Origin of the sequence: Polaromonas potterensis, from assembly GCF_033446725.1 — a bacterium.
Taxonomy (GTDB): Bacteria; Pseudomonadota; Gammaproteobacteria; order Burkholderiales; family Burkholderiaceae_C; genus Polaromonas.
Window position 1 is genome coordinate 65339 of record NZ_JAWQLX010000009.1, and the last position, 22407, is coordinate 87745.

At 63.4% G+C, this 22407-nt stretch carries 19 protein-coding genes; 14 read left to right on the forward strand and 5 right to left on the reverse strand.

Features of this window, described 5'->3' with window-relative positions; all coding sequences use genetic code 11:
• Positions 1 to 47 precede the first annotated feature (47 nt).
• Together yihA and R6254_RS16315 are read left to right on the forward strand one after the other, a co-directional pair.
• Positions 48 to 776, forward strand: a complete 729-nt coding sequence (gene yihA, locus R6254_RS16310) for a ribosome biogenesis GTP-binding protein YihA/YsxC (RefSeq protein ID WP_318408345.1) — start codon at positions 48 to 50, stop codon at positions 774 to 776.
• Between the two features lie 98 nt (positions 777 to 874).
• A complete protein-coding gene (locus R6254_RS16315; protein WP_318408346.1) occupies positions 875 to 1798 on the forward strand; it encodes an alpha/beta fold hydrolase in 924 nt (307 codons plus the stop codon).
• Positions 1799 to 1879: 81 nt separating this feature from the next.
• Here R6254_RS16315 and R6254_RS16320 read toward each other — a convergent pair whose 3' ends face one another.
• Both R6254_RS16320 and R6254_RS16325 read right to left on the reverse strand, forming a co-directional pair.
• Positions 1880 to 2776, reverse strand: coding sequence for an LpxL/LpxP family acyltransferase (locus tag R6254_RS16320; RefSeq protein WP_318408348.1), 897 nt, complete (start codon positions 2774 to 2776; stop codon positions 1880 to 1882).
• Positions 2773 to 3669 carry a lysophospholipid acyltransferase family protein gene (locus tag R6254_RS16325; RefSeq protein WP_318408349.1) on the reverse strand — a complete coding sequence of 299 codons (897 nt, stop codon included), beginning with the start codon at positions 3667 to 3669 and terminating at the stop codon, positions 2773 to 2775. Before R6254_RS16325 ends, R6254_RS16320 begins: the two co-directional genes overlap by 4 nt.
• Positions 3670 to 3815: 146 nt before the next feature.
• On the opposite strand from R6254_RS16325, the gene metK reads away from it, so the two are divergent.
• Positions 3816 to 4997: a methionine adenosyltransferase gene (gene metK / locus R6254_RS16330; RefSeq protein WP_318408350.1), complete on the forward strand. Its 1182-nt coding sequence runs from the start codon at positions 3816 to 3818 to the stop codon at positions 4995 to 4997.
• Positions 4998 to 5541: 544 nt separating this feature from the next.
• On the opposite strand, the gene R6254_RS16335 is transcribed toward metK, so the two are convergent.
• The gene (locus tag R6254_RS16335; protein ID WP_318408568.1) at positions 5542 to 6414 is read right to left on the reverse strand and encodes a hypothetical protein; all 873 of its coding nucleotides are present in this window, start codon (positions 6412 to 6414) and stop codon (positions 5542 to 5544) included.
• Between the two features lie 586 nt (positions 6415 to 7000).
• On the opposite strand from R6254_RS16335, the gene R6254_RS16340 reads away from it, so the two are divergent.
• From R6254_RS16340 to groL, 11 genes are all read left to right on the forward strand, one after another.
• Complete coding sequence (locus R6254_RS16340; RefSeq protein WP_318408352.1) at positions 7001 to 7999, forward strand: LysR family transcriptional regulator; 999 nt, start codon at positions 7001 to 7003, stop codon at positions 7997 to 7999.
• Between the two features lie 26 nt (positions 8000 to 8025).
• Positions 8026 to 9498: an NAD(P)/FAD-dependent oxidoreductase gene (locus R6254_RS16345; RefSeq protein ID WP_318408355.1), complete on the forward strand. Its 1473-nt coding sequence runs from the start codon at positions 8026 to 8028 to the stop codon at positions 9496 to 9498.
• Positions 9495 to 10469 carry an ABC transporter permease gene (locus tag R6254_RS16350; RefSeq protein WP_318408357.1) on the forward strand — a complete coding sequence of 325 codons (975 nt, stop codon included), beginning with the start codon at positions 9495 to 9497 and terminating at the stop codon, positions 10467 to 10469. Before R6254_RS16345 ends, R6254_RS16350 begins: the two co-directional genes overlap by 4 nt.
• Positions 10466 to 11455, forward strand: a complete 990-nt coding sequence (locus tag R6254_RS16355; protein WP_318408358.1) for an ABC transporter permease — start codon at positions 10466 to 10468, stop codon at positions 11453 to 11455. The genes R6254_RS16350 and R6254_RS16355 overlap by 4 nt, the downstream gene beginning before the upstream one ends.
• Positions 11452 to 12471, forward strand: coding sequence for an ABC transporter ATP-binding protein (locus R6254_RS16360; protein ID WP_318408359.1), 1020 nt, complete (start codon positions 11452 to 11454; stop codon positions 12469 to 12471). Before R6254_RS16355 ends, R6254_RS16360 begins: the two co-directional genes overlap by 4 nt.
• A complete protein-coding gene (locus tag R6254_RS16365; RefSeq protein ID WP_318408361.1) occupies positions 12468 to 13487 on the forward strand; it encodes an ABC transporter ATP-binding protein in 1020 nt (339 codons plus the stop codon). Before R6254_RS16360 ends, R6254_RS16365 begins: the two co-directional genes overlap by 4 nt.
• 29 nt (positions 13488 to 13516) lie before the next feature.
• Positions 13517 to 15088 carry an ABC transporter substrate-binding protein gene (locus tag R6254_RS16370; protein ID WP_318408363.1) on the forward strand — a complete coding sequence of 524 codons (1572 nt, stop codon included), beginning with the start codon at positions 13517 to 13519 and terminating at the stop codon, positions 15086 to 15088.
• 10 nt (positions 15089 to 15098) lie between these two features.
• Positions 15099 to 16412 (forward strand): acyl-CoA thioester hydrolase/BAAT C-terminal domain-containing protein, encoded by a 1314-nt coding sequence (locus tag R6254_RS16375; protein ID WP_318408364.1) that lies wholly within the window; start codon positions 15099 to 15101, stop codon positions 16410 to 16412.
• A gap of 34 nt (positions 16413 to 16446) precedes the next feature.
• On the forward strand, positions 16447 to 17631 hold the full coding sequence (locus tag R6254_RS16380; RefSeq protein ID WP_318408366.1) for a CMD domain-containing protein: 1185 nt from the start codon (positions 16447 to 16449) through the stop codon (positions 17629 to 17631).
• Positions 17632 to 18083: 452 nt separating this feature from the next.
• On the forward strand, positions 18084 to 18374 hold the full coding sequence (gene groES / locus R6254_RS16385; protein WP_096667046.1) for a co-chaperone GroES: 291 nt from the start codon (positions 18084 to 18086) through the stop codon (positions 18372 to 18374).
• A 50-nt stretch (positions 18375 to 18424) separates the two neighbouring features.
• Positions 18425 to 20077 (forward strand): chaperonin GroEL, encoded by a 1653-nt coding sequence (gene groL, locus R6254_RS16390; protein WP_318408371.1) that lies wholly within the window; start codon positions 18425 to 18427, stop codon positions 20075 to 20077.
• Positions 20078 to 20189: 112 nt separating this feature from the next.
• On the opposite strand, the gene R6254_RS16395 is transcribed toward groL, so the two are convergent.
• Positions 20190 to 21656 carry a sensor histidine kinase gene (locus R6254_RS16395; protein WP_318408373.1) on the reverse strand — a complete coding sequence of 489 codons (1467 nt, stop codon included), beginning with the start codon at positions 21654 to 21656 and terminating at the stop codon, positions 20190 to 20192.
• Positions 21653 to 22375, reverse strand: a complete 723-nt coding sequence (locus R6254_RS16400) for a response regulator transcription factor (RefSeq protein WP_318408375.1) — start codon at positions 22373 to 22375, stop codon at positions 21653 to 21655. The genes R6254_RS16395 and R6254_RS16400 overlap by 4 nt, the downstream gene beginning before the upstream one ends.
• Between the last annotated feature and the right edge of the window lie 32 nt (positions 22376 to 22407).

Below are 22407 nucleotides of genomic sequence, written 5' to 3' on the forward strand. Positions count from 1 at the left end.
AGAAGCCGAGCCACAAGCGGCCCACCCCCCAAGTGGCGGCGGCCAGAATGGCGGCGACTCTGGCGGCGCAGCCGCCCCAGTCTGCCGAGGCCAAGATCGCCATGGGCTGGCTGCACACGGCCAAATTTTTGACCACCGCCCCCGAACTCAAGCATCTGCCGGTGCTCGACGTGCCGGAGATCGCCTTCGTCGGCCGCTCCAATGCGGGCAAATCCACCTGCATCAACACCCTGACCCAGATCAACCGCTTGGCGTTTGCCTCCAAAACGCCGGGGCGCACGCAAAGCATCAACCTGTTTTCCCTGGGCAAACAGGGCCTGACCGACGCCGTGCTGGCCGACTTGCCGGGTTATGGCTACGCGGCCGTGCCCAAGGCGGCCAAATTCCGCTGGCAGCAGGTCATGGGCAACTACCTGCAGACCCGCGAGACCCTGAAAGGCGTGGTGCTGCTGTGTGATCCACGCCTGGGCCTGACCGAACTCGACGAAATTTTGCTCGACGTGATCCGACCCCGGGTCGTGGAAGGTCTGAAGTTTCTGGTGCTGCTGACCAAGTCCGACAAGCTGAACAAAACCGAAGCAGCCAAGGCGCTGTCCATTGTGCGACTGCAGGCCGGCGGCGGCGATGTCAAACTGTTCTCGGCGCTGAAGCGGCAAGGCGTGGAAGAAGTGGCCCAACATCTGTGGCAATGGGCCCATCCGCCCGAAAAAGCAGTCAAGGCCGACAAAACAGCTGCGGCCACCCCAGCGGCTGAAGAAGAACCCGGCGAATCATAAAAACCGGGTGGGGACCTCGCCGCTTCTGCATTTCTTAAGCAAAATCTTCCTCCAGCCCTTTAACCACGGGCGAAGGCAGCTACCAAATGCATAGCGACATGATTCAAACCCGTTTGATCCCCCTGCCCCACGGCATCACCCTGTCCTGCCGCATGGCGGGCGACCCGGGCCGGCCGGTGCTGATGTTTTTGCACGGTTTCCCGGAAGCGGCTTTTGTCTGGGATGGTTTGCTGGAACATTTCGCCAAGCCGGAAAACGGCGGCTACTACTGCATCGCACCCAACATGCGCGGCTTTGAGCAGTCCAGCGCGCCAGCCGACCCCGCCGCCTACCGCGCCAAACACCTGGTGCAAGACATTTCCGCGCTGATCGCGCAAACCTGCACCGCCCACAAGAGCCAACTCGAAGGACTGATCGCCCACGACTGGGGTGGCGCCGTCGCCTGGAATATCGCTGCCACCCTGCCGCAGCTGATGAAAAAGCTGGTCATCATCAACTCGCCGCACCCCGGCACGTTTTTGCGCGAGCTGCAACACTCGCCGTCCCAGCAGGCGGCCAGCGCGTATATGAACTTCCTGATCCGCCCCGACGCCGAGGCCTTGCTGGCCGAGGACGACTTCCAGCGGCTGTGGCCGTTTTTGACGAATGGCAGCGACCACCCGCCAGCCTGGCTCACCGAGGCGGTCAAAGACCAGTACCGCACCGTCTGGCGCGCCGGGCTGACCGGCGGCTGCAACCTCTACCGCGCCTCACCCTTGCGGCCACCGCGCCCCGGGCCGCCACACCACGATCCGGCCGCCGCCGCAGTGACACTGCCGCCCGAGATGTTGACGGTGTTGCTGCCGACGCTGGTGCTCTGGGCGATGGACGACATCGCCCTGCCGCCGGGGCTGCTCGACGGTCTGGAGGACTACGTGCCGCAGATGCAGCTGCAAGGTGTGGCCGGTGCCTCGCACTGGATCGTGCACGAACAGCCCGACTATGTGGCCAGCAGCATTCAAGGTTTTCTGGGCCAGGCTTGAGCCGCCCAGACGCTTTGTTTTTGATAGCTGCTTGCGCCCATTGCCTCTGGGCTAGAGGCCTAAAAGGCTTAAGAAACAGGCTTAATAGAGCGGATCTTCACCTTCCGGCCGGGTTTTGAACCGTTTGTGCACCCAGTAATACTGCGCCGGCATGGTGTTGATGTAGCCCTGCAGGCGTGTATTCATCAAGGCCGTGTCAGCGACAAAGTCGGCCGACGGCACGTCGGGCCAGGCCGGCATCACCTCGACCTCGTAGCCCGTGGCCGTCAAACGGGTCACCACCGGCACCACCTTGGCGCGCCCGAGTTTGGCAAAACGCGAGAGCGAAGGCACGGTGGCCGCCGTCACGCCATAAAACGGCACAAACACCGACTCTTCCGGTCCGAAGTTCATGTCGGGTAACAAATACAAGGGCTGGCCCGCACGTAGCGCGCTGATGATGGGCTGCACCCCTTCGGCGCGGCCGAACAGGCGTGCATTGCCAAAACGCTGACGGCCGCGCAAGATCCAGCGGTCCAGCAGCTTGTTGGCCTGGTCGGTGTAAATCGTGGTGAAGGAACGCTGCACCTGCTGCGTCAAGGCGGCCCAACCCGCGTCCAGCCCGACAAAATGCGGTGCAAACAAAACCGTCGGCTGCTCGCCGTCCAGCTCGGCCAACGCACCCGTCAGGCGCAGGCGCTGCTTGAGTTTGTCCGGGTGACCATGCCAGAGCCAGCTCCGGTCCAGCCAGGCTTGGGCAAAAAACACAAAGGTTTGCCGCGTCATGGCGCGCCGCTCCTGCTCCGTGCGCTCCGGAAAACACAGGCGCAAATTGGTGTCCACCACCCTGCGCCTGGGTACGGCAACCACGTACAACAACCCGCCCAGCGCCACACCCAGGCCACGCACAACAGCCAGCGGCAAGGTCGCCAGCACCTGCATGAACACAATGCCACCGCGGGTGAACAACGCACCGATCCATTGACGCGGCGTTTTCAAGAGGTCTCCTCGGCGATGGGCTGCTGGCGCGGGTGTTTGTAACGCGAATAACCCCACAGGTACTGGCCCGGCTGGCTCAGCACAATCGCTTCGATCGCCTGGTTGATGATCGTCACCGCAGTCAACATGTCGGTTTTGGGCAGATCATCCAGCGCGGCCAGCGGCGGCCAGATTTTCAGGAAATAGCCCTGGCCGCGCGGCAGGCGTTCACAACTGACAGGCAACACGACGGCCCCGCTTTGCAGGGCCAGGCGTGCGGCCAGGGTCATGGTGTAAGCGGGTTTGCCAAAAAACGGCGCCCACAGTCCCTGGCCCTCGGGCGGCACCTGGTCGGTCAGCAAGGCCACGGCCTGGTTGTTTTTCAGCGTGCGAAACATCTGCCGGATGCCGCTCAGGCTGGCCGGCACCACGCTGAGCCCGGGCCGGCTGCGGGCGATATGCTCCAGCCGGGCCAGCCAGGGCTTGCGCGCCGGCCGGTAAATCGCCGTGATCGGCCCATACAGTTCGGCCAGCGCCTGCGGACCCAGCTCAAAACTGCCGCAATGCGGGCCAAAAAAAATAATGCCTTTGCCGCGCGCGAACGCATCGCTGACATGGACTTGGCCCTCGATACGCACATTGCCCAGGCAAGAGACCGTGGGCGGCCGCATCCACAGCTTGGGCAACTCGGCGACAAAACGGCCGGCCTCGGCAATCGCCGGTCGGACGGTCTCGAACGCCAGCCCGGCCTGCGCCACATTGGCCCGAAACTGGCGGCGGTAAGCGGGGCTCAGAAGCCAGACCAGCCAGCCCAGGCCCGCGCCTGCGACATGCAAGGCGCGCAGCGGCCAGAGGGAGAGAAATCGAAACAGATAAACCATGAAGAAGGCGTGGGCGGCGGTCAGTCGAGGCAAAAAGAAAATGGGGGCAAAACGCTATAATGGCGGCTGTCGCCGAGTTACTGAACAACTTGCAGGGCGACATTAAACCAAACTGCTAAAGCGTTCGCCGAGGCACCCCAAGCCGGCAACGCGCCGACAAACTTCATGGAGTGTACGCAATGGCGAACGATTTTCTCTTTACTTCCGAATCCGTCTCTGAAGGCCATCCCGACAAGGTCGCGGACCAGATTTCCGATGCCATCCTGGATGCCATCTTCAAACAAGACCCCCGCTCGCGCGTTGCCGCCGAGACATTGACCAACACCGGTCTGGTTGTGCTGGCTGGCGAAATCACCACCAACGCCCACGTCGACTACATCCAGGTCGCGCGCGACACCATCAAACGCATCGGTTACGACAACACCGAATACGGCATCGACTACAAAGGTTGCGCCGTGATGGTTTGTTATGACAAACAATCCAACGACATCGCGCAAGGCGTGGACCACGCATCCGACGACCACCTGAACATTGGCGCCGGCGACCAGGGCCTGATGTTCGGCTACGCCTGCGACGAAACGCCCGAGCTGATGCCCGCGCCGATTTATTTCGCCCACCGCCTGGTCGAGCGTCAAGCGCAACTGCGCAAAGATGGCCGCTTGCCTTTCCTGCGCCCGGATGCCAAGAGCCAGGTCACCATGCGTTACGTGGATGGCAAGCCGCACAGCATTGACACCGTGGTGCTGTCGACCCAACACAGCCCCGACCAGAGCGAAACCCAGCACAAGATGAAGGCTTCGTTCATCGAAGCCATCATTGAAGAAATCATCAAGCCGGTGCTGCCCAAAGAGTGGCTCAAAGACACCAAATACCTGATCAACCCGACCGGCCGTTTTGTCATTGGTGGCCCGCAAGGCGATTGCGGCTTGACCGGTCGCAAGATCATTGTCGACACCTATGGTGGCGCCTGCCCACACGGCGGCGGCGCCTTCAGCGGCAAAGACCCGTCCAAGGTCGACCGCTCAGCCGCTTACGCCGCGCGTTACGTTGCCAAAAACATCGTGGCCGCCGGCCTGGCCAAGCAGTGCCAGATTCAGGTGGCTTACGCCATCGGTGTGGCGCACCCGATGAACGTGACGGTCTACACCGAAGGCACGGGTGTGATCTCTGACGAAAAACTCTCGGCACTGGTGCAGGAGCACTTTGACCTGCGCCCCAAAGGCATCATCCAGATGCTGGATCTGCTGCGTCCGATCTACGAAAAAACTGCCGCCTACGGCCACTTTGGCCGCGACGAACCAGAATTCACCTGGGAAAAGACGGACAAGGCAGCTGCGCTTCGCGCAGCGGCAGGCCTGTAAGGCCTAGAGCGAAGCGAGCTTGTCCGGCTTTCAGCGCAGGCTCACTTCGCGCAGCGAAGTTAAGGGCCAAAGGCCCGTGCCGAAGCTAACGTACCGACAAAGCTGCGACGCTTAGGGCCGCTGCCGGCCTGTAAACCATCCGCGTCTCTGTCAGACTCACAAAAAAGCCACCTGATCAGGTGGCTTTTTTTCTTGGTATCTGGACGAACTTCAACTGGCGAAACTCGACGGACCGCGACACGCTGGCAGCGCTTGTTGAGCTTCAGGCACCACGCGGGGAGTCACCAAAAAGGGCCAGGCCGGGCGTGCAAGCTTGCTCGGCCTCCCCGTGACCGCGCGTTGGTCCTTGCCGGCCGCCGGCTCGCTGGGACTATGTCTGGGTTGGCTGGAAACCCAGTCGATGCTGAACGGACTCATGATTTTCTCCTGAAGGATGGGCTTGCCCCCGGCTGGGCAAGTGCACTCGCCTCGAGCGTAGGCGGGCGAAGCGGGGGGCGCTTGTCAGATTTCGACGATAGTGGCGTAGGACACCGCCAAGCCTGCCTCACAAAATACGCGGCCCGGCCCAACAGCCACTCATCAGGCCTTCCGGCTTTCTCTGCGCGCTCACAGCCGCACTGGAATCCCAGGACTCGACCTGGACGCTCAGTCCAGCGTAAACACCATAACCCACGCCGGCGCAGATATCCTCAACGGCAGACAGACTTTCGCCAGCTTTGATCGAGCCATCCGCGTGAATCGATTCGCCGGATTTGATACCCCAGCCGGCTTCCAGATGCATGCCGCTGCGGATGGCCCCGCCGGCCAGGATGCCCTGTCCAACCCGAATGCTGTCAGAGCCTACAATCGCGCCGCCCGCGCTCAGACTCTTGCCGCACTCGACCCCTCCGTGAACGATCAGGTCCTGTCCGACGAAGGCGCTGCCTGTCAGCGAGAGTTTGCCGTGGCATATCAAATTCCAGGCAGCGCGCACATCGCCACCACAAAAAATGGCTTCCTGAACATCGATGCCCCAATCGGCCCGAATGTCACCGCCGGCCTGGAGCGTGCCTTTGCTGTGGAGACTGCCCGCGACCCGGATGTCCTCGCCGGCCACAATGGCCTGACCCGCACGTATGCCCCCACCCGCGCGAATCGATCGCCCCACCTGAAGGACAGTATCAACATCGATGCCACCGCGAACCTCCAGGCTGCCCGCAAAGACGATGGCCTCGGCGTCCAGTGAATCGACAGTCAGGACGTCGTTGGTCGGGCCAAACTGCGCCAGAAGCCAGCACGCGTCATCCACACGCCCGGCACTGACCAGCGTATCCAAAGCGTCCTGGTAACTGCCGCCGTCTTCCACGTTGCGGACAAACCAACGGAAACCGTCGGCGCAGGGATTTTTGGCCCTGAGAAATTTCTTGGTAAGTTCCATCGTCTTCAATCCAATCACGATGCGCAGGGCCCATGCAGCTCGTGCATGAGCGATAGGACGCATTTCCATCAGGTGCGGCCAGCGCTGATATCAACAGACGGCCGCGATCGCGCTGAACGGGTGCCCAGCGATGGATGGTTTGCGCAGAAGAGAGGAAAAGTTATCGCCGGGCTGAGGAATGTGCGACCGGCTTGTATGGCCAGATCTCGCACACACCGACGCATCTCCCCCTGGACAGGCTGCTCGCGGAGCCTGCGCGAAGGGAAGAAGAAATGGAATGCATGAGTGAAAATGAAAGGCTTGTCAACGGCGTGAATGGTAGCACCCAGCGCTTTGAGCGGCAGTTCACCTCAGGATTGACACCACACGCCAGTCGACAAAAACCTCGGACAAGCACGGCACTTGAGCCCATGCGCCTGGGTGCCATCGGCAAGCTTACCCATCGGCCTGCACCCCCGCATCCGCGCTCCCTGGCTTCTCGAACATTCACCTTTGGTCTCCTGTGGCCGCATAAGCACATGTGGATTTATTATTTGCCTTTTACATACTCAATGCATCATGATCCATATTTTGGATACTTAAACGCATGGAACCCCGTCAACTCGAAGCTTTCGCCGCCGTCATGTCGGTCGGCAGCTTCACGGGTGCGGCCAGGTTATTGAGCCGCTCACAGCCGGCCATCACGCGTCTGGTGCAGGAGTTGGAAGCCGAGATCGGTTATGCGCTGTTTACACGCAACGGCCCACGGGTGACGCCCACTGAGCAGGGTTTCCTCTTGTACGAAGATGCCGAGCGCATTTTGGCGGGCCTGCGCCGGATCCACGAACGGGCTGCCGAAATCGCGCGCGGGGAGGATCAACCCCTGTTGCTGGCGACAACTTCGGCGCTGGCCGTCGGCCTGCTGCCCCAGGCGCTGAAACGCGTGGAAGCCCAAACCGGCGCAACCCCGGTCCAGTTGCGCACTGCATCACCCGAGCAAGTGGTGCATGCCGTGCTGACTGGCGCCGTGCACTTGGGCGCCAGCAGCCTGCCGCTGGAGCACCGCGGCCTGCAGGTGCACTGGATTGCCCAGCTGGCCTGCGTCGCCGTGTTGCCGCAACACGATCCCCTGGCTGCCTACGACAAAGTGCCACTCGCGGCCCTCGCGCAACGCCGCCTCATCACCATGAGCAACCCCTTTCGCCTGCGGCACCGGCTCGATGCCGCGCTGGCCGAGGCCGGGCGCCCGCCTGGGCAGCACGATGCGCTGATCGAAACCAATTCTTCCATCAACGCCCAGGCGCTGGTGCGCGCCGGACTGGGCGTGGCCGTGCTGGAGCCGCTCACGGCCCACGGCGCTCCGCTGGCTGGTGTGGTGGTGCGTCCGCTCGATACCGACATTCCCTTTTTTTTCGGCGTGATCACCCCCCAATCCCGGCCGCTGACCGCCCCCGTGCGCGCTTTGGCCGACGCACTGCTGGAAGCCGCCGCAGCGCTGCCGGGTTTTGTGCAGCATGACGTGGCCGCCCATGCCACGCTGCTGCAATCGGCCCATGCCGACGATGCAACAACCCGCCTTGGCACGACTCAGCGAAAACGGTCGTGATGAATTCCCCCATGAAACCTTGCCTTATGAACACCCCCACCGGCTTTGGCCTGGAAGCCCTGGAGGCGCGGCTGCGCCAGGATTTGCAATGGCTGTGCCTGCCCGCGCGGCGTTGGGTGCCGCCGCGCCAGGTGGACGGCGCCGAGGTGCTGGACACCGCCATCGTTGGCGGCGGCATGGCTGGCCTGGCGCTGGCCGCCTCACTCACCCACCTGGGTGTGCAAACGCGCATCTTTGATCGCGCACCTGAAGGCTTCGAAGGCCCTTGGGCTACCACCGCGCGTATGGAAACCCTGCGCTCACCCAAAGAGCTGACCGGTCCGGCGCTGGGTTTTGGCGCCCTCACCTTCCGCGCCTGGTTCGAGGCGCAGTTCGGTCTGACCGCCTGGGAGGCGCTCGACAAAATCCCGCGCCTGCAATGGATGGATTACCTGCGCTGGTACCGCCGCGTGCTGGCACTGGACCTGCGCAACCAGCAGCGCGTGCTCGCCGTGATACCGCGCGCCGATGGCCTGGTGCAACTGGATCTGGTCGACGACACACAAGCCGACGCGCCTTACCAAGTACTCGCCCGCCACGTGGTGCTGGCCACCGGCCGTGATGGCCTGGGCGGCCCCTGGGTGCCCGACTGGGCGCTGGCCCTGCCGCGCGATCGCTGGGCGCATTCGGCCGACAACTGGGACCCCGCCCTGCTGGCCGGCAAACGCGTGGTGGTGATAGGCGGTGGCGCCTCCGCCATGGACAGCGCCGCCACCGCACTGGAAGCCGGCGCGGCCCGCGTCGACCTGCTGGTGCGCCGCGCCGAGTTGCCGCGCGTCAACAAGGGCAAGGGCGCTGGCAGCCCGGGCGTGGCACATGGCTTTCAGGCCCTGCCGGACGACTGGAAATGGCGCTTTCGCCACTACATCAACGTGCAGCAGGTGCCGCCGCCACACGGCAGCACACTGCGCGTGTCGCGCCATGCGAACGCTCACTTTCACCTGGGCGCGCCTGTGTCATCGGCCACGCTGCGCGGCGATGGCGCGTTGCGCCTGGACACCGCCAAGGGGCCGCTGGCAACAGATTTCGTGATCTTTTGCACCGGCTTTCGTCTGGACTGGCGCCTGCGCTCCGAGTTCGCCGCGTTCGCGCCCCAAGTGCGGCTGTGGCAGGACCGCTACCAGCCCGAGCCCGATCAGGCCGACGACGAGCTGGCGCAATCACCCGACCTCGGGCCACTGCTCGAATTCCAGGAAAAAACACCCGGCGCCTGTCCCGGGCTGGCGCGTGTGCACTGCTTTTGTTATCCCTCGGCGCTGTCGCATGGTGCCGTGGCCGGCGACATTCCGCAGATCAGCGACGGCGCCAAACGCCTGGGCCAGGGCCTGGCCGGCCAGCTGTTCATCGAAGACGTGGCGCTGCACTTCGCGGCCATGGAGCGTTATGCCGAACCCGAGCTGGACGGCGATGAATGGACGCCCGCAGCCTTCCCCACCTACCCCGACGAGGAGCGCCCATGACCGGCTGGCTGCTGCGCCGCATTGCCCAGGCCGCCCTGGTGGTGGTGGTGATGACGCTGATCGTTTTTATCGGCCTGCACGCCATCGGCAACCCGGTGGACATCCTGATCGGCGACGACATGAACCAGGCCGAGCGGCTCGAAGCCATCGCCCGCCTGGGGCTGGACCAGCCGCTGTGGCGCCAGTACCTGGCCTTTGTCGAAGGCGCGTTACAGGGCAACCTGGGCAAAAGTTTCGTCTACCAGGAAGATGCAATCCGCCTGATCCTGCATCGCCTGCCCGCCACCATGGAACTGGCCATCAGCGCCCTGCTGCTGGCCATCGTTATCGGTGTGCCGCTAGGCCTGTTCGCCGGCATGAAGCCGGACCACCCGGTGTCGCACACGCTGATGGCCGGCAGCATCGTCGGTTTTTCATTGCCGGCCTTCTGGGTGGCGCTGATGCTGATCATGGTGTTCAGCGTGCAGCTGGGTTGGCTACCGGCCAGCGGGCGCGGCGAAACCCGTGCCCTGTTCGGCGTGGAATGGTCGTGGCTGACACTGGACGGGCTGCAGCACCTGATCCTGCCGGCCTTCAACCTGGCACTGTTCAAGATTTCACTGGTACTGCGCCTGACGCGCGCCGGCGTGCGTGAAGTGCTGCCGCAAGACTTCGTGAAATTCGCACGCGCCAAAGGCCTGTCGCCCTCGCGGGTGATGGTCATGCATGTCTTGCGCAACACGCTGATCCCCCTGGTCACGGTGCTCGGGCTGGAGCTGGGTGCCACCATCGCCTACGCGGTCGTCACCGAGACCATCTTCGCCTGGCCCGGCGCGGGCAAGCTGATCCTGGACAGCATCAACGCGCTGGACCGGCCGGTGGTGGTGGCCTATTTGATGGTGGTGGTGGTGATCTTCGTCACGCTGAACCTGGTGGTGGACCTGCTCTATAAATTGCTGGACCCGCGCGTGCGCCTGGAGGCTGCGAAATGACACCCAAGAACCGCGAGCAGCCGCAGCGCCGGGCCGACCCAAGCAAGGCGCGGCCCCCTCGGGGGGCAGCGCAGCACACGAAGTGGCAAGCGTGGGGGCGAAGTTTTGAGGAACACTCGATCTGGTGGCGCGTGGGCGCCGACTTTCTGCGTTCACGCGTGGCCGTGGCCGGGCTGGTGATGCTGGCAGTGGTGGTACTGGCGGCACTTTGCGCGCCATGGATCACGCCGCAAAACCCCTACGACCTGATGCAACTTGACGTGATGGACGCACGCCTGCACCCCGGCACACCCAGCAGCGCAGCCGGCTATACCTACTGGCTAGGCACCGACGGCCAGGGCCGCGACCTCTACTCGGCCATCATCTACGGCCTGCGTATCAGCCTGCTGGTGGGCATAGGCTCGGCGGCCATCGCGGCGGTGATAGGCACCCTGGTCGGCCTGCTGGCGGCTTACGCCGGCGGCAAGGTCGATGCAGTGCTGATGCGCCTGGTCGACCTACTCTTGTCCTTCCCGACCATACTGATGGCGCTGATGATCCTGGCTTATATGGGCAAGGGAGTGGGCAATGTAGTGCTGACCCTGGTGCTGCTGGAGTGGGCTTATTACGCCCGCACCGCGCGCGGCCAGGCGCTGGTGGAAACCCAGCGCGAATACGTCGAGGCCGCGCGCGGCCAGGGCATTCCGCGCTGGCGCATCCTGACCGGCCACATCCTGCCGAACTGCTTGCCGCCGCTGCTGGTGATAGGCGCGCTGCAGATCGCCCGCGCCATCACGCTGGAGGCCACCTTGTCCTTCCTGGGCCTGGGCGTGCCCATCACCGAGCCTTCGCTAGGCCTCTTGATCTCCAACGGCTACCAGTACCTGCTGTCCAACGAATACTGGATCAGCTTTTTCCCCGGCGTGGCCTTGCTGGCCACCATCGTCGCGATCAACCTGGTCGGCGACCAGTTGCGCGACGTCCTCAATCCAAGATTGCAGAAATGAGCAGCGAAGTCCCCACCCTCGAAGTGCGCGATCTCCAAACGCGCTTTCACACGCGGGCCGGCATCCTGCCCGTGGTCAATGGCGTGTCCTTCACCCTGCGCCGCGGCAAGGTGCTGGGCCTGGTCGGTGAATCCGGTTCGGGCAAGTCGGTCACCGGTTTTTCCATCATGGGCCTGGTCGATCCGCCGGGCCGCGTCGAAGGCGGCCAGGTCTTGTTCCAGGGCAAAGATCTGATGCAACTCAAATCAGCCGAACGCCGTGCCTTGCGCGGCAACCGCATTGCCATGATCTTCCAGGACCCGATGGCCACGCTGAACCCGGTCCTGCGCGTCGACACCCAGATGATGGAAGCCGTGCACGCCCACCGCAAGCTGTCCAACGCCGAGGCGCGCCAATTGGCCGCGGACAAGCTGACGCTGATGGGCATCCCCAGCCCCGACGAGCGGTTGCGCGCCTATCCCCATCAGCTCTCGGGCGGCATGCGCCAGCGCGTGGCCATTGCGATTGCGCTGCTGCACGGCCCCGACCTGATCATTGCCGACGAGCCCACCACGGCGCTCGACGTGACCATCCAAGCGCAGATCCTGTCGGAGATGCAAAAGCTGGTGCAGAGCACTGGCACCTCGCTGATCTGGATCAGCCACGACCTGTCGGTGGTGGCCGGCCTGGCCGACCACATCGCGGTGATGTACGCCGGGCGCATCGTCGAACATGGCACGGTGGACGACGTGCTCGACCACCCGCAACACCCTTATACCCAAGGCCTGATCGGCAGCCTGCCGAGCGCCAACCGCAAAACCCGCCAGCGCGGCGCGCGGTTGCAGCAAATTCCCGGCATGGCACCCAATCTGCTGCAGATGCCCGCAGGCTGCGCGTTTGCGCCGCGCTGCGCCCGTGCCAGTGCGGTGTGCGCGACCCTGCCCGAGATGACGCAGCCGCGCCCCGACACGCCGGGCCACACGGTGCGCTGCTTCCATCCCGGCGCTGCGCCGGTCACCGAGGAGGCCGCGGCATGAGCACCGAAAACGTATTGCCCCTGGTGGACCTGCAAGGCGTGACAAAACGCTTTGGTGCGCAGCCGGCGCCCGGCAAATTCGGCACGGCGCTGCGGCGCATGGGCTGGTCCAAGCCGCCGGTGGTGACCCACGCCGTCGATGGTGTGGACCTGGCCGTACGCCCCGGCGAAGTGGTCGGTCTGGTGGGTGAGTCAGGCTGCGGCAAGTCCACGTTAGGCCGCATTGCCGCCGGCTTGCTGTCGCCTACCGAAGGCGTAGTGCACGTGAATGGCGCAGCGCTCGAGGGTCTGGATGCCAGGCAACGCCTGGCCGCCCGACTGCGCGTGCAAATGGTGTTCCAGGACCCGTTCGCCAGCCTGAACCCGCGCCTTCGTGTCTCGCGCATCGTCGGTGAAGCCGCGCGCCTGCACGGCCTGACCGATGCGGCCGGCGAGGACGACTACGTCGCCGCCCAGTTACAGCGCGCCGGACTTGACCCCAGCCTGCGCCACCGCTACCCGCACCAGTTCAGCGGCGGCCAGCGCCAGCGCATAGGCATTGCGCGGGCACTGGCGGTGCAGCCATCCATGCTGGTCTGCGACGAGGCCGTGGCCGCGCTCGACGTGTCTATCCAGGCGCAAATCCTGAACCTGTTCATGGACTTGCGCGACCAGCTCGGCCTGGCCTATCTGTTCATCAGCCACGACCTGGGCGTGGTCGAACATGTCTGCGACCGCGTGGCCGTGATGTATCTGGGCCGCGTGGTAGAAAGCGCGCCCGTCGAAGAGCTGTTCGCACGGCCCAACCACCCCTACACCCAGGCGTTACTCGCCGAGATTCCGCGCATCGACGTGCGCCGTACCCGCTTCAGCGCCATTCGTGGCGAAATCCCGAGCCCGATCACACCGCCCAGCGGCTGTCACTTTCATCCGCGCTGTCCGCACGCCATGCCGCGCTGCAGCGTCGAAGTGCCGACGCTGCGCGGCATCGCCATCCACCACGCCAGCGCCTGCCATCTCAACGACCTCCCCGTTTGATCGAAGTTTTTTTCCTGAAAGGACCCGCCATGACCCCCCGCAAGCTCTCCCTCATCGCAGCGGCCGTGTTGACCGCCAGCGTCGCCGCCTCGGCGCAGACGCTGTCCATCGGTTTTGCCGACCCAGTGTCGTCGGTCGACCCGCAGCTTAACAACCACGCCGGCGACCGATCACTGGCCCTGCACTTCTGGGACTCCATCATCAACTCGCGCGACGGCGGCAAACTGGAGCCGGCGCTAGCGTCGAGCTGGAAGGCGCTGGACGACAAGACCTGGGAGTTCAAGCTGCGCAGCGACATCAAATGGCAAGATGGCAAGCCGTTCACCGCCGACGACATCGTGTTCTCGTTCCAGCGCGCGCGCAGCGTGCCCGGCACTGTGGCCTCCTACACGGGTGCACTGCGCACGGTGGAGTCAACCACCGCAAAAGACCCGCACACTGTCATCGTCAAGACCAACACGCCCAATCCCATGCTCCCGCTCGACATCGCGTCGATCTACATCGTGAGCAAGCATGCGGGTGAAAATTCCAAGACTGAGGACTACAACGCCGGCCGCGCCGTGGTGGGCACCGGGCCCTACAAGTTCATCTCGTACAGCCCAGGCGACCGCACCGTGTTCGAACGCAACCCCGGCTATTACGGGCCCAAGCCGCTGTGGGACAAGGTCAACTACCGCTACATCAACAACGGCGCGGCGCGCACCGCCGCGCTGCTGGCCGGCGACGTGGACGTGATCGACAAGGTGGCCGTGACCGACGTGGCCAAGCTCAAGAAAACACCCACGGTCAGCGTCTACACCTACCCCGGGCTGCGCGTGCTGCTGCTGCAGCCGAGCTTCCGCCCTGGGTCCAACGAATTCATCACAGACAACGCCGGCAAGCCGCTCGACAAGAACCCCCTGCAAGAGCTCAAGGTGCGCCAGGCGCTGTCACTGGCCATCAACCGCAAGGCCATCACCGACCGCATTCTGCAGGGCACGGTGACCGAGGCCAACCAGTGGATGCCCAAGAACAGCTTTGGCTACAACCCCGAGGTCAAGGACATTGCCTACAACGTCGAGCAGGCCAAGAAACTGCTGGCCGAGGCCGGCTTTCCGCAGGGCTTCCAGATCACCATCCACGTGCCGGGCGACCGCTACCCACAGGCGCCCGAGACCGTGCAGGCCGTGGCCCAGTTCTGGACCCGCGCGGGCGTCAAGACCAAGGTCGAGGTCGTACCCTGGAGCGTGTACGCCAGCCGCGCCGGAAAAAACGAGTACGCCGTCAGCGTGATCGCCTGGGGCAATGGCACGGGCGAAGCCGGCTACGGCCTGCTGCAGACCCTGGCCAGCAACGACGCCAAGCGCGGGCGCGGCGTCAACAACTGGGGCCGCTACAGCAACGAGGCGGTGGACAAAGCATTGGACGCGGCTACCGTGGAGTTCGATGCCAAGCGCCGCGAAGCCATCTTCCGCCACTCGGTCAAGTTGGTCACCGACGACGTCGGCAACATCCCACTGTTCCATTACCAAAACATCTGGGCCGCCAGGAAGGGCCTGAAGGTAGTGCCGCTGCTAAGCGACCGCACCACCGCGATGCAGGTTAGCCCGGTCGCCAAGTAAGGAAGGTCGCATGCCCTCCGCCATCCTGACCGTCACCCCCGAAGACGCACTGATCGACGTGCCGCGCCGCATCGCGGTGAACGGCCTGGCGCCCGGCGAAGAAGTCACCCTGAGCACCCACACGCTACGCGGGCCTGGCGTGGTGTGGCGCTCTGCCGTCAGCTTCCGCGCCGACGCCCACGGCGTGGTGGACCTGCAGCGCGATGCCCCGCTGACCGGCAGCTACAGCGGCGTGTCGGCCATGGGGCTGCTGTGGTCGCAAGCGCCCGAGCAGGAAGGCGCGCCGCGCGAGGTGTTTGGCCTGGAACCCGCGTCCGCGCTAAGCACCGAAGTGAATTTACTGCGCCACGGCGCACCCGCGCTGCAGGCACGCCTGGTGCAGCGCCTGCAAGGCGTCGGCGTGGCGCGGCGCGAGGTCCGCGAAGAAGGCCTGGTCGGCACCCTGTTCACGCCCGCCGGCCCCGGGCCACACCCGGCGGTGCTGGTGCTCAACGGTTCGGGCGGCGGCATCAACGAGCCACGTGCCGCGCTCTACGCCTCGCACGGCTACGCCGCGCTGGCGCTGGGCTACTTCAAAGCGCCGGGGCTGTCCGACTACATCTCCAACACGCCGCTCGAGTACTTTGAAACCGCACTGCACTGGCTGCACCGCCATGTGCGCCCATTGCACGGCTTCGTCGCGCTCAGCGGCCAGTCGCGCGGCGGCGAACTGGTGCTGCTGCTGGGCTCGCGGTTCCCTGAATTGGTGTCGGCCGTCATCGGCTACGTGCCCGGCGCCGTGGTGCACAGCGCGCAAAACGCCTGCGACCCGGCCACGGGACGCGAAGGCCCGGCCTGGACTTTTCGCGGCCAGCCCCTGCCCCACCTGTGGCAAAACAACCGCAGCGCCAGTTGGGCACCCTGGGACGATGGCCCGCAACCGCGCCGCCACGCCAACGCGCTGCTGACCGCGCTGCAAGACCCCGAAGCCGTGGAGCGCGCCCGCATCCGGGTGGAACACATACGCGGCCCGGTACTGCTGCTGTCGGCCAGCGACGACGGCTCCTGGCCGTCTAGCCTGTACGGCCGCATGGTCACCGAGCGGCTGGCGCAGTTCAAGCACCGGTACGCGGTCGAGCAGCTCGACTTCGAGGGCGGCGGGCACTCCATTGTTTTCCCCTATGTGCCGACCACGCAACTGGTCTATGCCCATCCGGTGTCGGGACGGTTCAGCACCACTGGCGGCACGCCAGCCATCAACGCCCATGCCGATGAAGCTTCCTGGGCTGGCGTGCTCCGTTTTTTAGAGCGTGCTACGCACATACCACCTGGGCTACAGGCCTAAAACACTTAAAAATCAACTTTCAGGAATCCCTGCCATGTCTTCATCCCTTCCCGCCGCTGATCTGATCGACACCTTGGTAGCCTTGCCGGCCGAAAGCCCAGTGCACGCCGTACGCCACCAGCGCGACAAGGTGGTGGCCGCCACGCAAGGCAGCTACGACAGTATTTTTGACCCCACGCTGAGCGGCGCCCCATCCCTGGCCGAACGCCTGCTGGCGGCCCACGACATCGCGCGCCAGGCCGGCAGCGCGGTCTTGCAGGCCCACTACCGCGAGCGCCTGCAAACCCTGCCGCTCACGTCGGCGCAACAGGCCGCACTCGACGGCCAGCCCCCCAGCGGCGACTCGCGCCTGCAAGCCATCCTGGTCTTCACGCGTACGCTGACCGAACGCCCGGTGGAAGGCGACCAGGCCGCGCTGCTTCGGTTGCCCGCCGCCGGGCTGACCACGCCCGAAGTGGTCGTGCTGGCGCAGCTGATCGCCTTCGTGGCCTACCAGCTGCGTGTAGTGGCCGGCCTGCAGGCGCTGGTCGAACTGGGCGATGACATCCACAGCACGGCCGCAGCAGCAGCAGCAGCAGCAGCAGCAGCAGCAGCGGAGGAGGCCCCGTTTGTCCACCCCGCCAACCTGCCCAAACCCGGCGAGCCGGTGCGCGTGAACGGCTACACCAGCGACACCCTGGACTGGAAGGCCTGGCTGCCAGTGCTGGACCTGGACCAGGCGACGCCCGCACAGCTGGCCGTGCTCGAGAGCAGCCACCCCAAGGCCAAAACCAGCGACTACTACCGCGTGCTGGCGCACCAGCCGCGCATCCTGGAAGAGCGCTCCATCGTCTTCAACGCCATCATGTACGCCCCCGGCGGCCTGTCGCGCGCCGAGCGTGAACTGGCCAGCGCCGTGGTCTCGCGCGTGAATGGCTGCGTTTACTGCGCCTCGGTGCACGCCCAGCGCTTCGAGCAACTCACCAAGCGCAATGACGTGATCCATCAGGTTTTCACCGAGCCGCAGGGCGCCGGCACCACGGCCCGCGAACGCGCCATTGTGCAACTCTCGATAGACCTCACCACCCATCCAGCCCAGTTTGGCGCGGCCCAGTTGCAAGCCGTGCGCGCGGCCGGTTTGTCAACCCTGGAAGTGCTGGACCTGGTGCACGCGGTGGCGATTTTTGCCTGGGCCAACCGCCTGATGCTGAATCTGGGGGAGCCGATATTTCCGGGTTAAACCTGGCTTCTGGCGGGCACCGAGCGCTTGACGGAAGCAGTCGGCGCGACTTAAGAACAGCGATCCTCTTGGGCAGGCAGAGCAGTTATTGGGATTTATTGGATTGAACCGTCGACAACGGTTTGAGGACTTTCGGAGGTACTCAGGAGTCCGATGTCATGCAACTTTGTCCACTTAATTCAATTTAAATCAATGACTTATAGGAATATCCTACCTATTTAGCTTTCGAATTTAGATACGAATAATTCGCATCTAAATGGGCATCAACAGTTACCGAAAACCCGACAGCGCATCCCCCACGGACTTGAAACTGCCACAAAACGGCCTTATCATTAGCACTCGATGGTATGGAGTGCTAACAACCAGCGTTTCAAGCCAGTCCGTTCACAAGCACCCGTTTCCCACGGGTGTTTTTTGATTTCAAAACCATTGTTTCAAACCCAGGAGCTCCTATGAAACTTCGTCCCCTGCACGATCGCGTGATCGTCAAACGTGTTGAAAACGAAACCAAAACCGCCTCTGGCATCGTCATTCCTGACAGCGCTGCTGAAAAGCCTGATCAAGGCGAAGTGCTGGCTGTGGGTCCTGGCAAAAAGAACGACAAGGGCGAAATCAGCGCCATGGCTGTCAAGGTCGGCGACCGCGTGTTGTTCGGCAAGTACAGCGGCCAGACCGTCAAGGTCGACGGCGACGAATTGCTGGTCATGAAAGAAGACGATCTGTTTGCAGTCGTTGAGAAGTAATTTCTCGGCTTTCACACACCCTTTAATCAATTGAATCTGGAGAATTAAACATGGCAGCAAAAGACGTCATTTTCGGCGGCGAAGCCCGCGCACGCATGGTCGAGGGTGTGAACATCCTGGCCAACGCGGTCAAGGTTACCCTGGGCCCTAAAGGCCGTAACGTGGTGCTCGAGCGCTCTTTCGGCGCTCCTACGGTGACCAAGGACGGTGTGTCCGTCGCCAAAGAAATCGAACTCAAAGACAAGCTGCAGAACATGGGCGCGCAGATGGTCAAGGAAGTTGCTTCCAAGACCTCCGACATCGCTGGTGACGGCACCACGACCGCGACCGTTCTGGCTCAAGCCATTGTTCGCGAAGGCATGAAATATGTCGCCGCCGGCATGAACCCGATGGATCTGAAGCGCGGCATCGACAAGGCTGTGACGGCCCTGGTCGAAGAGCTGAAAAAAGCTTCCAAGCCCACCACCACCAGCAAGGAAATTGCTCAGGTCGGTACCATCTCCGCCAACAGCGACGAAGAAGTCGGCAAGATCATCGCTGAAGCGATGGACAAAGTCGGCAAAGAAGGCGTCATCACCGTGGAAGACGGCAAGTCGCTGAACAGCGAACTCGACGTCGTTGAAGGCATGCAGTTTGACCGTGGCTACCTGAGCCCGTACTTCATCAACAACCCCGAAAAGCAGTCCGCCATCCTGGACAACCCTTTCGTGCTCTTGTACGACAAGAAAATCAGCAACATCCGTGACCTGCTGCCTACCCTGGAACAAGTCGCCAAGTCCAGCCGTCCTTTGTTGATCATCTCCGAAGATGTCGAAGGCGAAGCCCTGGCAACGCTGGTGGTCAACACCATCCGTGGCATCCTGAAGGTTGTGGCTGTCAAGGCCCCTGGTTTCGGCGATCGCCGCAAAGCCATGCTGGAAGACATCGCCACCCTGACCGGCGGCAAGGTCATCGCTGAAGAAGTGGGCCTGACCCTCGAAAAAGTGACGCTGGCCGACCTCGGCCAAGCCAAACGCATCGAAGTGGGCAAGGAAAATACCATCATCATCGACGGCGCCGGCGCTGCTGCTGACATCGAAGCCCGCGTCAAGCAGGTTCGTGTCCAGATCGAAGAAGCCACGTCCGACTACGACCGTGAAAAACTGCAAGAGCGCGTGGCCAAGCTGGCCGGCGGTGTTGCCGTGATCAAGGTTGGCGCAGCCACCGAAGTCGAAATGAAAGAGAAAAAAGCCCGCGTGGAAGACGCCCTGCACGCTACCCGCGCTGCTGTGGAAGAAGGCATCGTGGCTGGTGGCGGCGTGGCTCTGCTGCGTGCCAAGCAGTCGGCTGGCGTCATCAAGGGTGACAACGCTGACCAGGACGCCGGCATCAAGCTGATCCTGCGCGCCATCGAAGAGCCATTGCGCATCATCGTTTCCAACGCCGGCGAAGAGCCAAGCGTTGTCGTGAACGCTGTGTTGGCCGGTAAAGGCAACTACGGCTACAACGCTCAGAATGGCCAGTATGGCGACATGATCGACATGGGTATCCTGGACCCCACCAAGGTGACACGTACGGCCCTGCAAAACGCAGCTTCCGTGTCTTCGCTGATGCTGACAACCGAATGCATGGTTGCCGAGGCTCCAAAAGACGAGTCCGGCGCTGGCGGCGGCATGGGTGGTGGCATGGGTGACATGGGCGGCATGGGCGGCATGGGCATGTAATAAAAATCGCGGGGACGGATGCCGGGTCTTTCAACAGGCCCGGACGCAGACCCCCGTTTTTTGCTGCCCCCAGCCAAAAAGGGCCGCAGTGCGCAAGCACTGCGGCCCTTTTTCACGTCAGCAAAAAAGAAAACACAGCGCCTTTGTCCTCACGCTGCAGCAAGCGGATGTCGCTCCCGTGCAGTTGCAGGATGCGTTTCACAATGACAAGCCCCAGCCCGCCAGCCCGTCCACCCGCGGATGAAAAAACCGGCCGCACAAAAAGCGCCTTGCGCAGCGCGCCCGGGATGCCCGGTCCGGTGTCACTGATCTCGACACGCACCCCCGCAGCTTCGGGCCGCAGCTGCACCACAATTTCGCCGCCTTCAGGGGTGTGGCTGATCGCGTTGTCCAGCAGATTGGTCAGCACCCGTTCGATCATCCCCAGATCCGCCGTGACGACGGGCAGACCCGGCACGATATCCGGGGTCAACCGCTGGCTGCGCGCCTCGGCGGCCAGCTCGAACTTCTGGAAAACATCCTGCACCAGATCGGCCAGTGCAAAACTTTCCAGCTCGGGTTTGACCACGCCGTATTCGAGACGGGCCAACTCGAACAACTCCTGGGCCAGACGCCCGACCTTGCGGCTCTGGCCCAGCGCAATTTCAAGGTAGCGGCGTTGCTCGGCCGCACTCAGGCTATCGGCCTTCACCAGCAAGGTTTCCAGATAACCGTGCAAAGATGTCAGCGGCGTGCGCAGGTCGTGTGAAATGTTCGCAAACAGTTCGCGCCGCTGCTGGTCCCGCAGTGTCAGTTCACGCCACTGTTCGGCAAGGCGTTGTGTCATGCGCGAAAAGACCTGGCCCAGGGCGGCAATCTCTCCACCACCCTTGGAGGCTTGCTCCAGGGCCGGCGCGGCCTTGTCCAGCGCCACCAGTCCGTCCGCCTCGAAGTGGCGTACTGCCACGGTGAGCTGACGCAGCGGCCGCGTGATCAGGTGAAAGGCCGCCAGCCCCGCGATCAGGCCCAACAAGGCCACCAGCGCCATGGACCAGAGCGTGGAGCGCAACACACTGTCGGCCGAAAAATTTGCTGCCAGGGTGTCACGGGTCTCACCAAACAGCACCACGTAGACATAACCGGCATCCCGCCCATTTACTTTCAGCGGGGCAGCGCTGAATACTTTTCGCGAGTCCATGCTGCGCGGATCGTCGCCGAAGATGGGCAAGGGTGCGCCGGCCAGCAGTTGCCGGACAGGCGCCAGGTCCACCCTGTCGCGTTTCAAGTGTCCAGGCGGCGCAGCTTGTGCCTGAATACGTCCGTCCGGACCGAGCAGATAGACCTCCACACTGGGGTTGACGGCCATCAATTTGTCGAACAGTTCGTGTACCGCCACCTCATTGAAACCCGCAGCTTCCATCAAGGCCGAGTTGTCCGCGATGTGAGCGGCCAGACCCATGGAAAGGCGCTGCGCCACCTCCTGCTCATGCAGCCCATTGGCTTTCGTCTGCAGCCAGACCGATGCGCCGCAACAAGCCAGCAGCAAGACCGCAAACACCAGCGAAAGACGTTGCGACAGGGAAAGCCGGCTAAAACTCATACCTCGGCCTCTTCCGCAGACACCACCAGTTTGTAGCCACGTCCCCACACCGTCAAAATGCGGCGGGGTTCTGCCGCATTGGCTTCCACCTTGATGCGCAGACGGTTGATGTGGGTGTTGACCGTGTGTTCATAACCATCGTGCTGGTAACCCCAGACCTGGTTGAGTAAATCCAGTCGCGAAAAAACACGACCGGGATGGCGCGCGAAGAAATACAGCAAATCGAACTCGCGCGGGGTCAATTCAATGCGTTTTCCATCCACCTGCACCTCGCGCTCCAGCGGGTCTATGCAGAGGTTGCCCAGGTCCAGCCGGCCGGACTCCACACGCGCGTCACGCGCCATGGCCTCGGTACGCCTCAGCAACGCACGCACACGCGCCACCAGTTCCAGCACCGAAAAAGGTTTGGCAAGATAGTCGTCGGCACCGAGTTCCAGACCGAGGATGCGATGCACTTCACTGGAGCGGGCGCTGATGATGATGATGGGTGTGTAACGCGCCATGGCGCGGGCACGGCGGCAGATTTCGAGGCCGTCCACACCGGGAAGCATCAGGTCGAGAACCAACGCGTCCCAGTGGCCCCGCTCCAGCTCGCGCACGCCCGCATGACCATCCGCCGCATGCACCACCGCAAAACCCTCATCGTGCAGATGCATGCGCAGCAACTCTGCGATATGGGGATCATCTTCGACGATCAGAACGCGTTTGACAGGATCCATGACCAAGGATTATCACGCGATCCCTCTTTTGG

Bases quoted from the DNA above. Each gene is read 5' to 3' on its own strand.
- yihA (WP_318408345.1), top strand. From the start codon at position 48: ATGGCGGCGACTCTGGCGGCGCAGCCGCCCCAGTCTGCCGAGGCCAAG.
- R6254_RS16315 (WP_318408346.1), top strand. From the start codon at position 875: ATGATTCAAACCCGTTTGATCCCCCTGCCCCACGGCATCACCCTGTCC.
- metK (WP_318408350.1), top strand. From the start codon at position 3,816: ATGGCGAACGATTTTCTCTTTACTTCCGAATCCGTCTCTGAAGGCCAT.
- R6254_RS16335 (WP_318408568.1), bottom strand. From the start codon at position 6,414: ATGGAACTTACCAAGAAATTTCTCAGGGCCAAAAATCCCTGCGCCGAC.
- R6254_RS16340 (WP_318408352.1), top strand. From the start codon at position 7,001: ATGGAACCCCGTCAACTCGAAGCTTTCGCCGCCGTCATGTCGGTCGGC.
- R6254_RS16345 (WP_318408355.1), top strand. From the start codon at position 8,026: ATGAACACCCCCACCGGCTTTGGCCTGGAAGCCCTGGAGGCGCGGCTG.
- R6254_RS16350 (WP_318408357.1), top strand. From the start codon at position 9,495: ATGACCGGCTGGCTGCTGCGCCGCATTGCCCAGGCCGCCCTGGTGGTG.
- R6254_RS16355 (WP_318408358.1), top strand. From the start codon at position 10,466: ATGACACCCAAGAACCGCGAGCAGCCGCAGCGCCGGGCCGACCCAAGC.
- R6254_RS16360 (WP_318408359.1), top strand. From the start codon at position 11,452: ATGAGCAGCGAAGTCCCCACCCTCGAAGTGCGCGATCTCCAAACGCGC.
- R6254_RS16365 (WP_318408361.1), top strand. From the start codon at position 12,468: ATGAGCACCGAAAACGTATTGCCCCTGGTGGACCTGCAAGGCGTGACA.
- R6254_RS16370 (WP_318408363.1), top strand. From the start codon at position 13,517: ATGACCCCCCGCAAGCTCTCCCTCATCGCAGCGGCCGTGTTGACCGCC.
- R6254_RS16375 (WP_318408364.1), top strand. From the start codon at position 15,099: ATGCCCTCCGCCATCCTGACCGTCACCCCCGAAGACGCACTGATCGAC.
- R6254_RS16380 (WP_318408366.1), top strand. From the start codon at position 16,447: ATGTCTTCATCCCTTCCCGCCGCTGATCTGATCGACACCTTGGTAGCC.
- groES (WP_096667046.1), top strand. From the start codon at position 18,084: ATGAAACTTCGTCCCCTGCACGATCGCGTGATCGTCAAACGTGTTGAA.
- groL (WP_318408371.1), top strand. From the start codon at position 18,425: ATGGCAGCAAAAGACGTCATTTTCGGCGGCGAAGCCCGCGCACGCATG.
- R6254_RS16395 (WP_318408373.1), bottom strand. From the start codon at position 21,656: ATGAGTTTTAGCCGGCTTTCCCTGTCGCAACGTCTTTCGCTGGTGTTT.
- R6254_RS16400 (WP_318408375.1), bottom strand. From the start codon at position 22,375: ATGGATCCTGTCAAACGCGTTCTGATCGTCGAAGATGATCCCCATATC.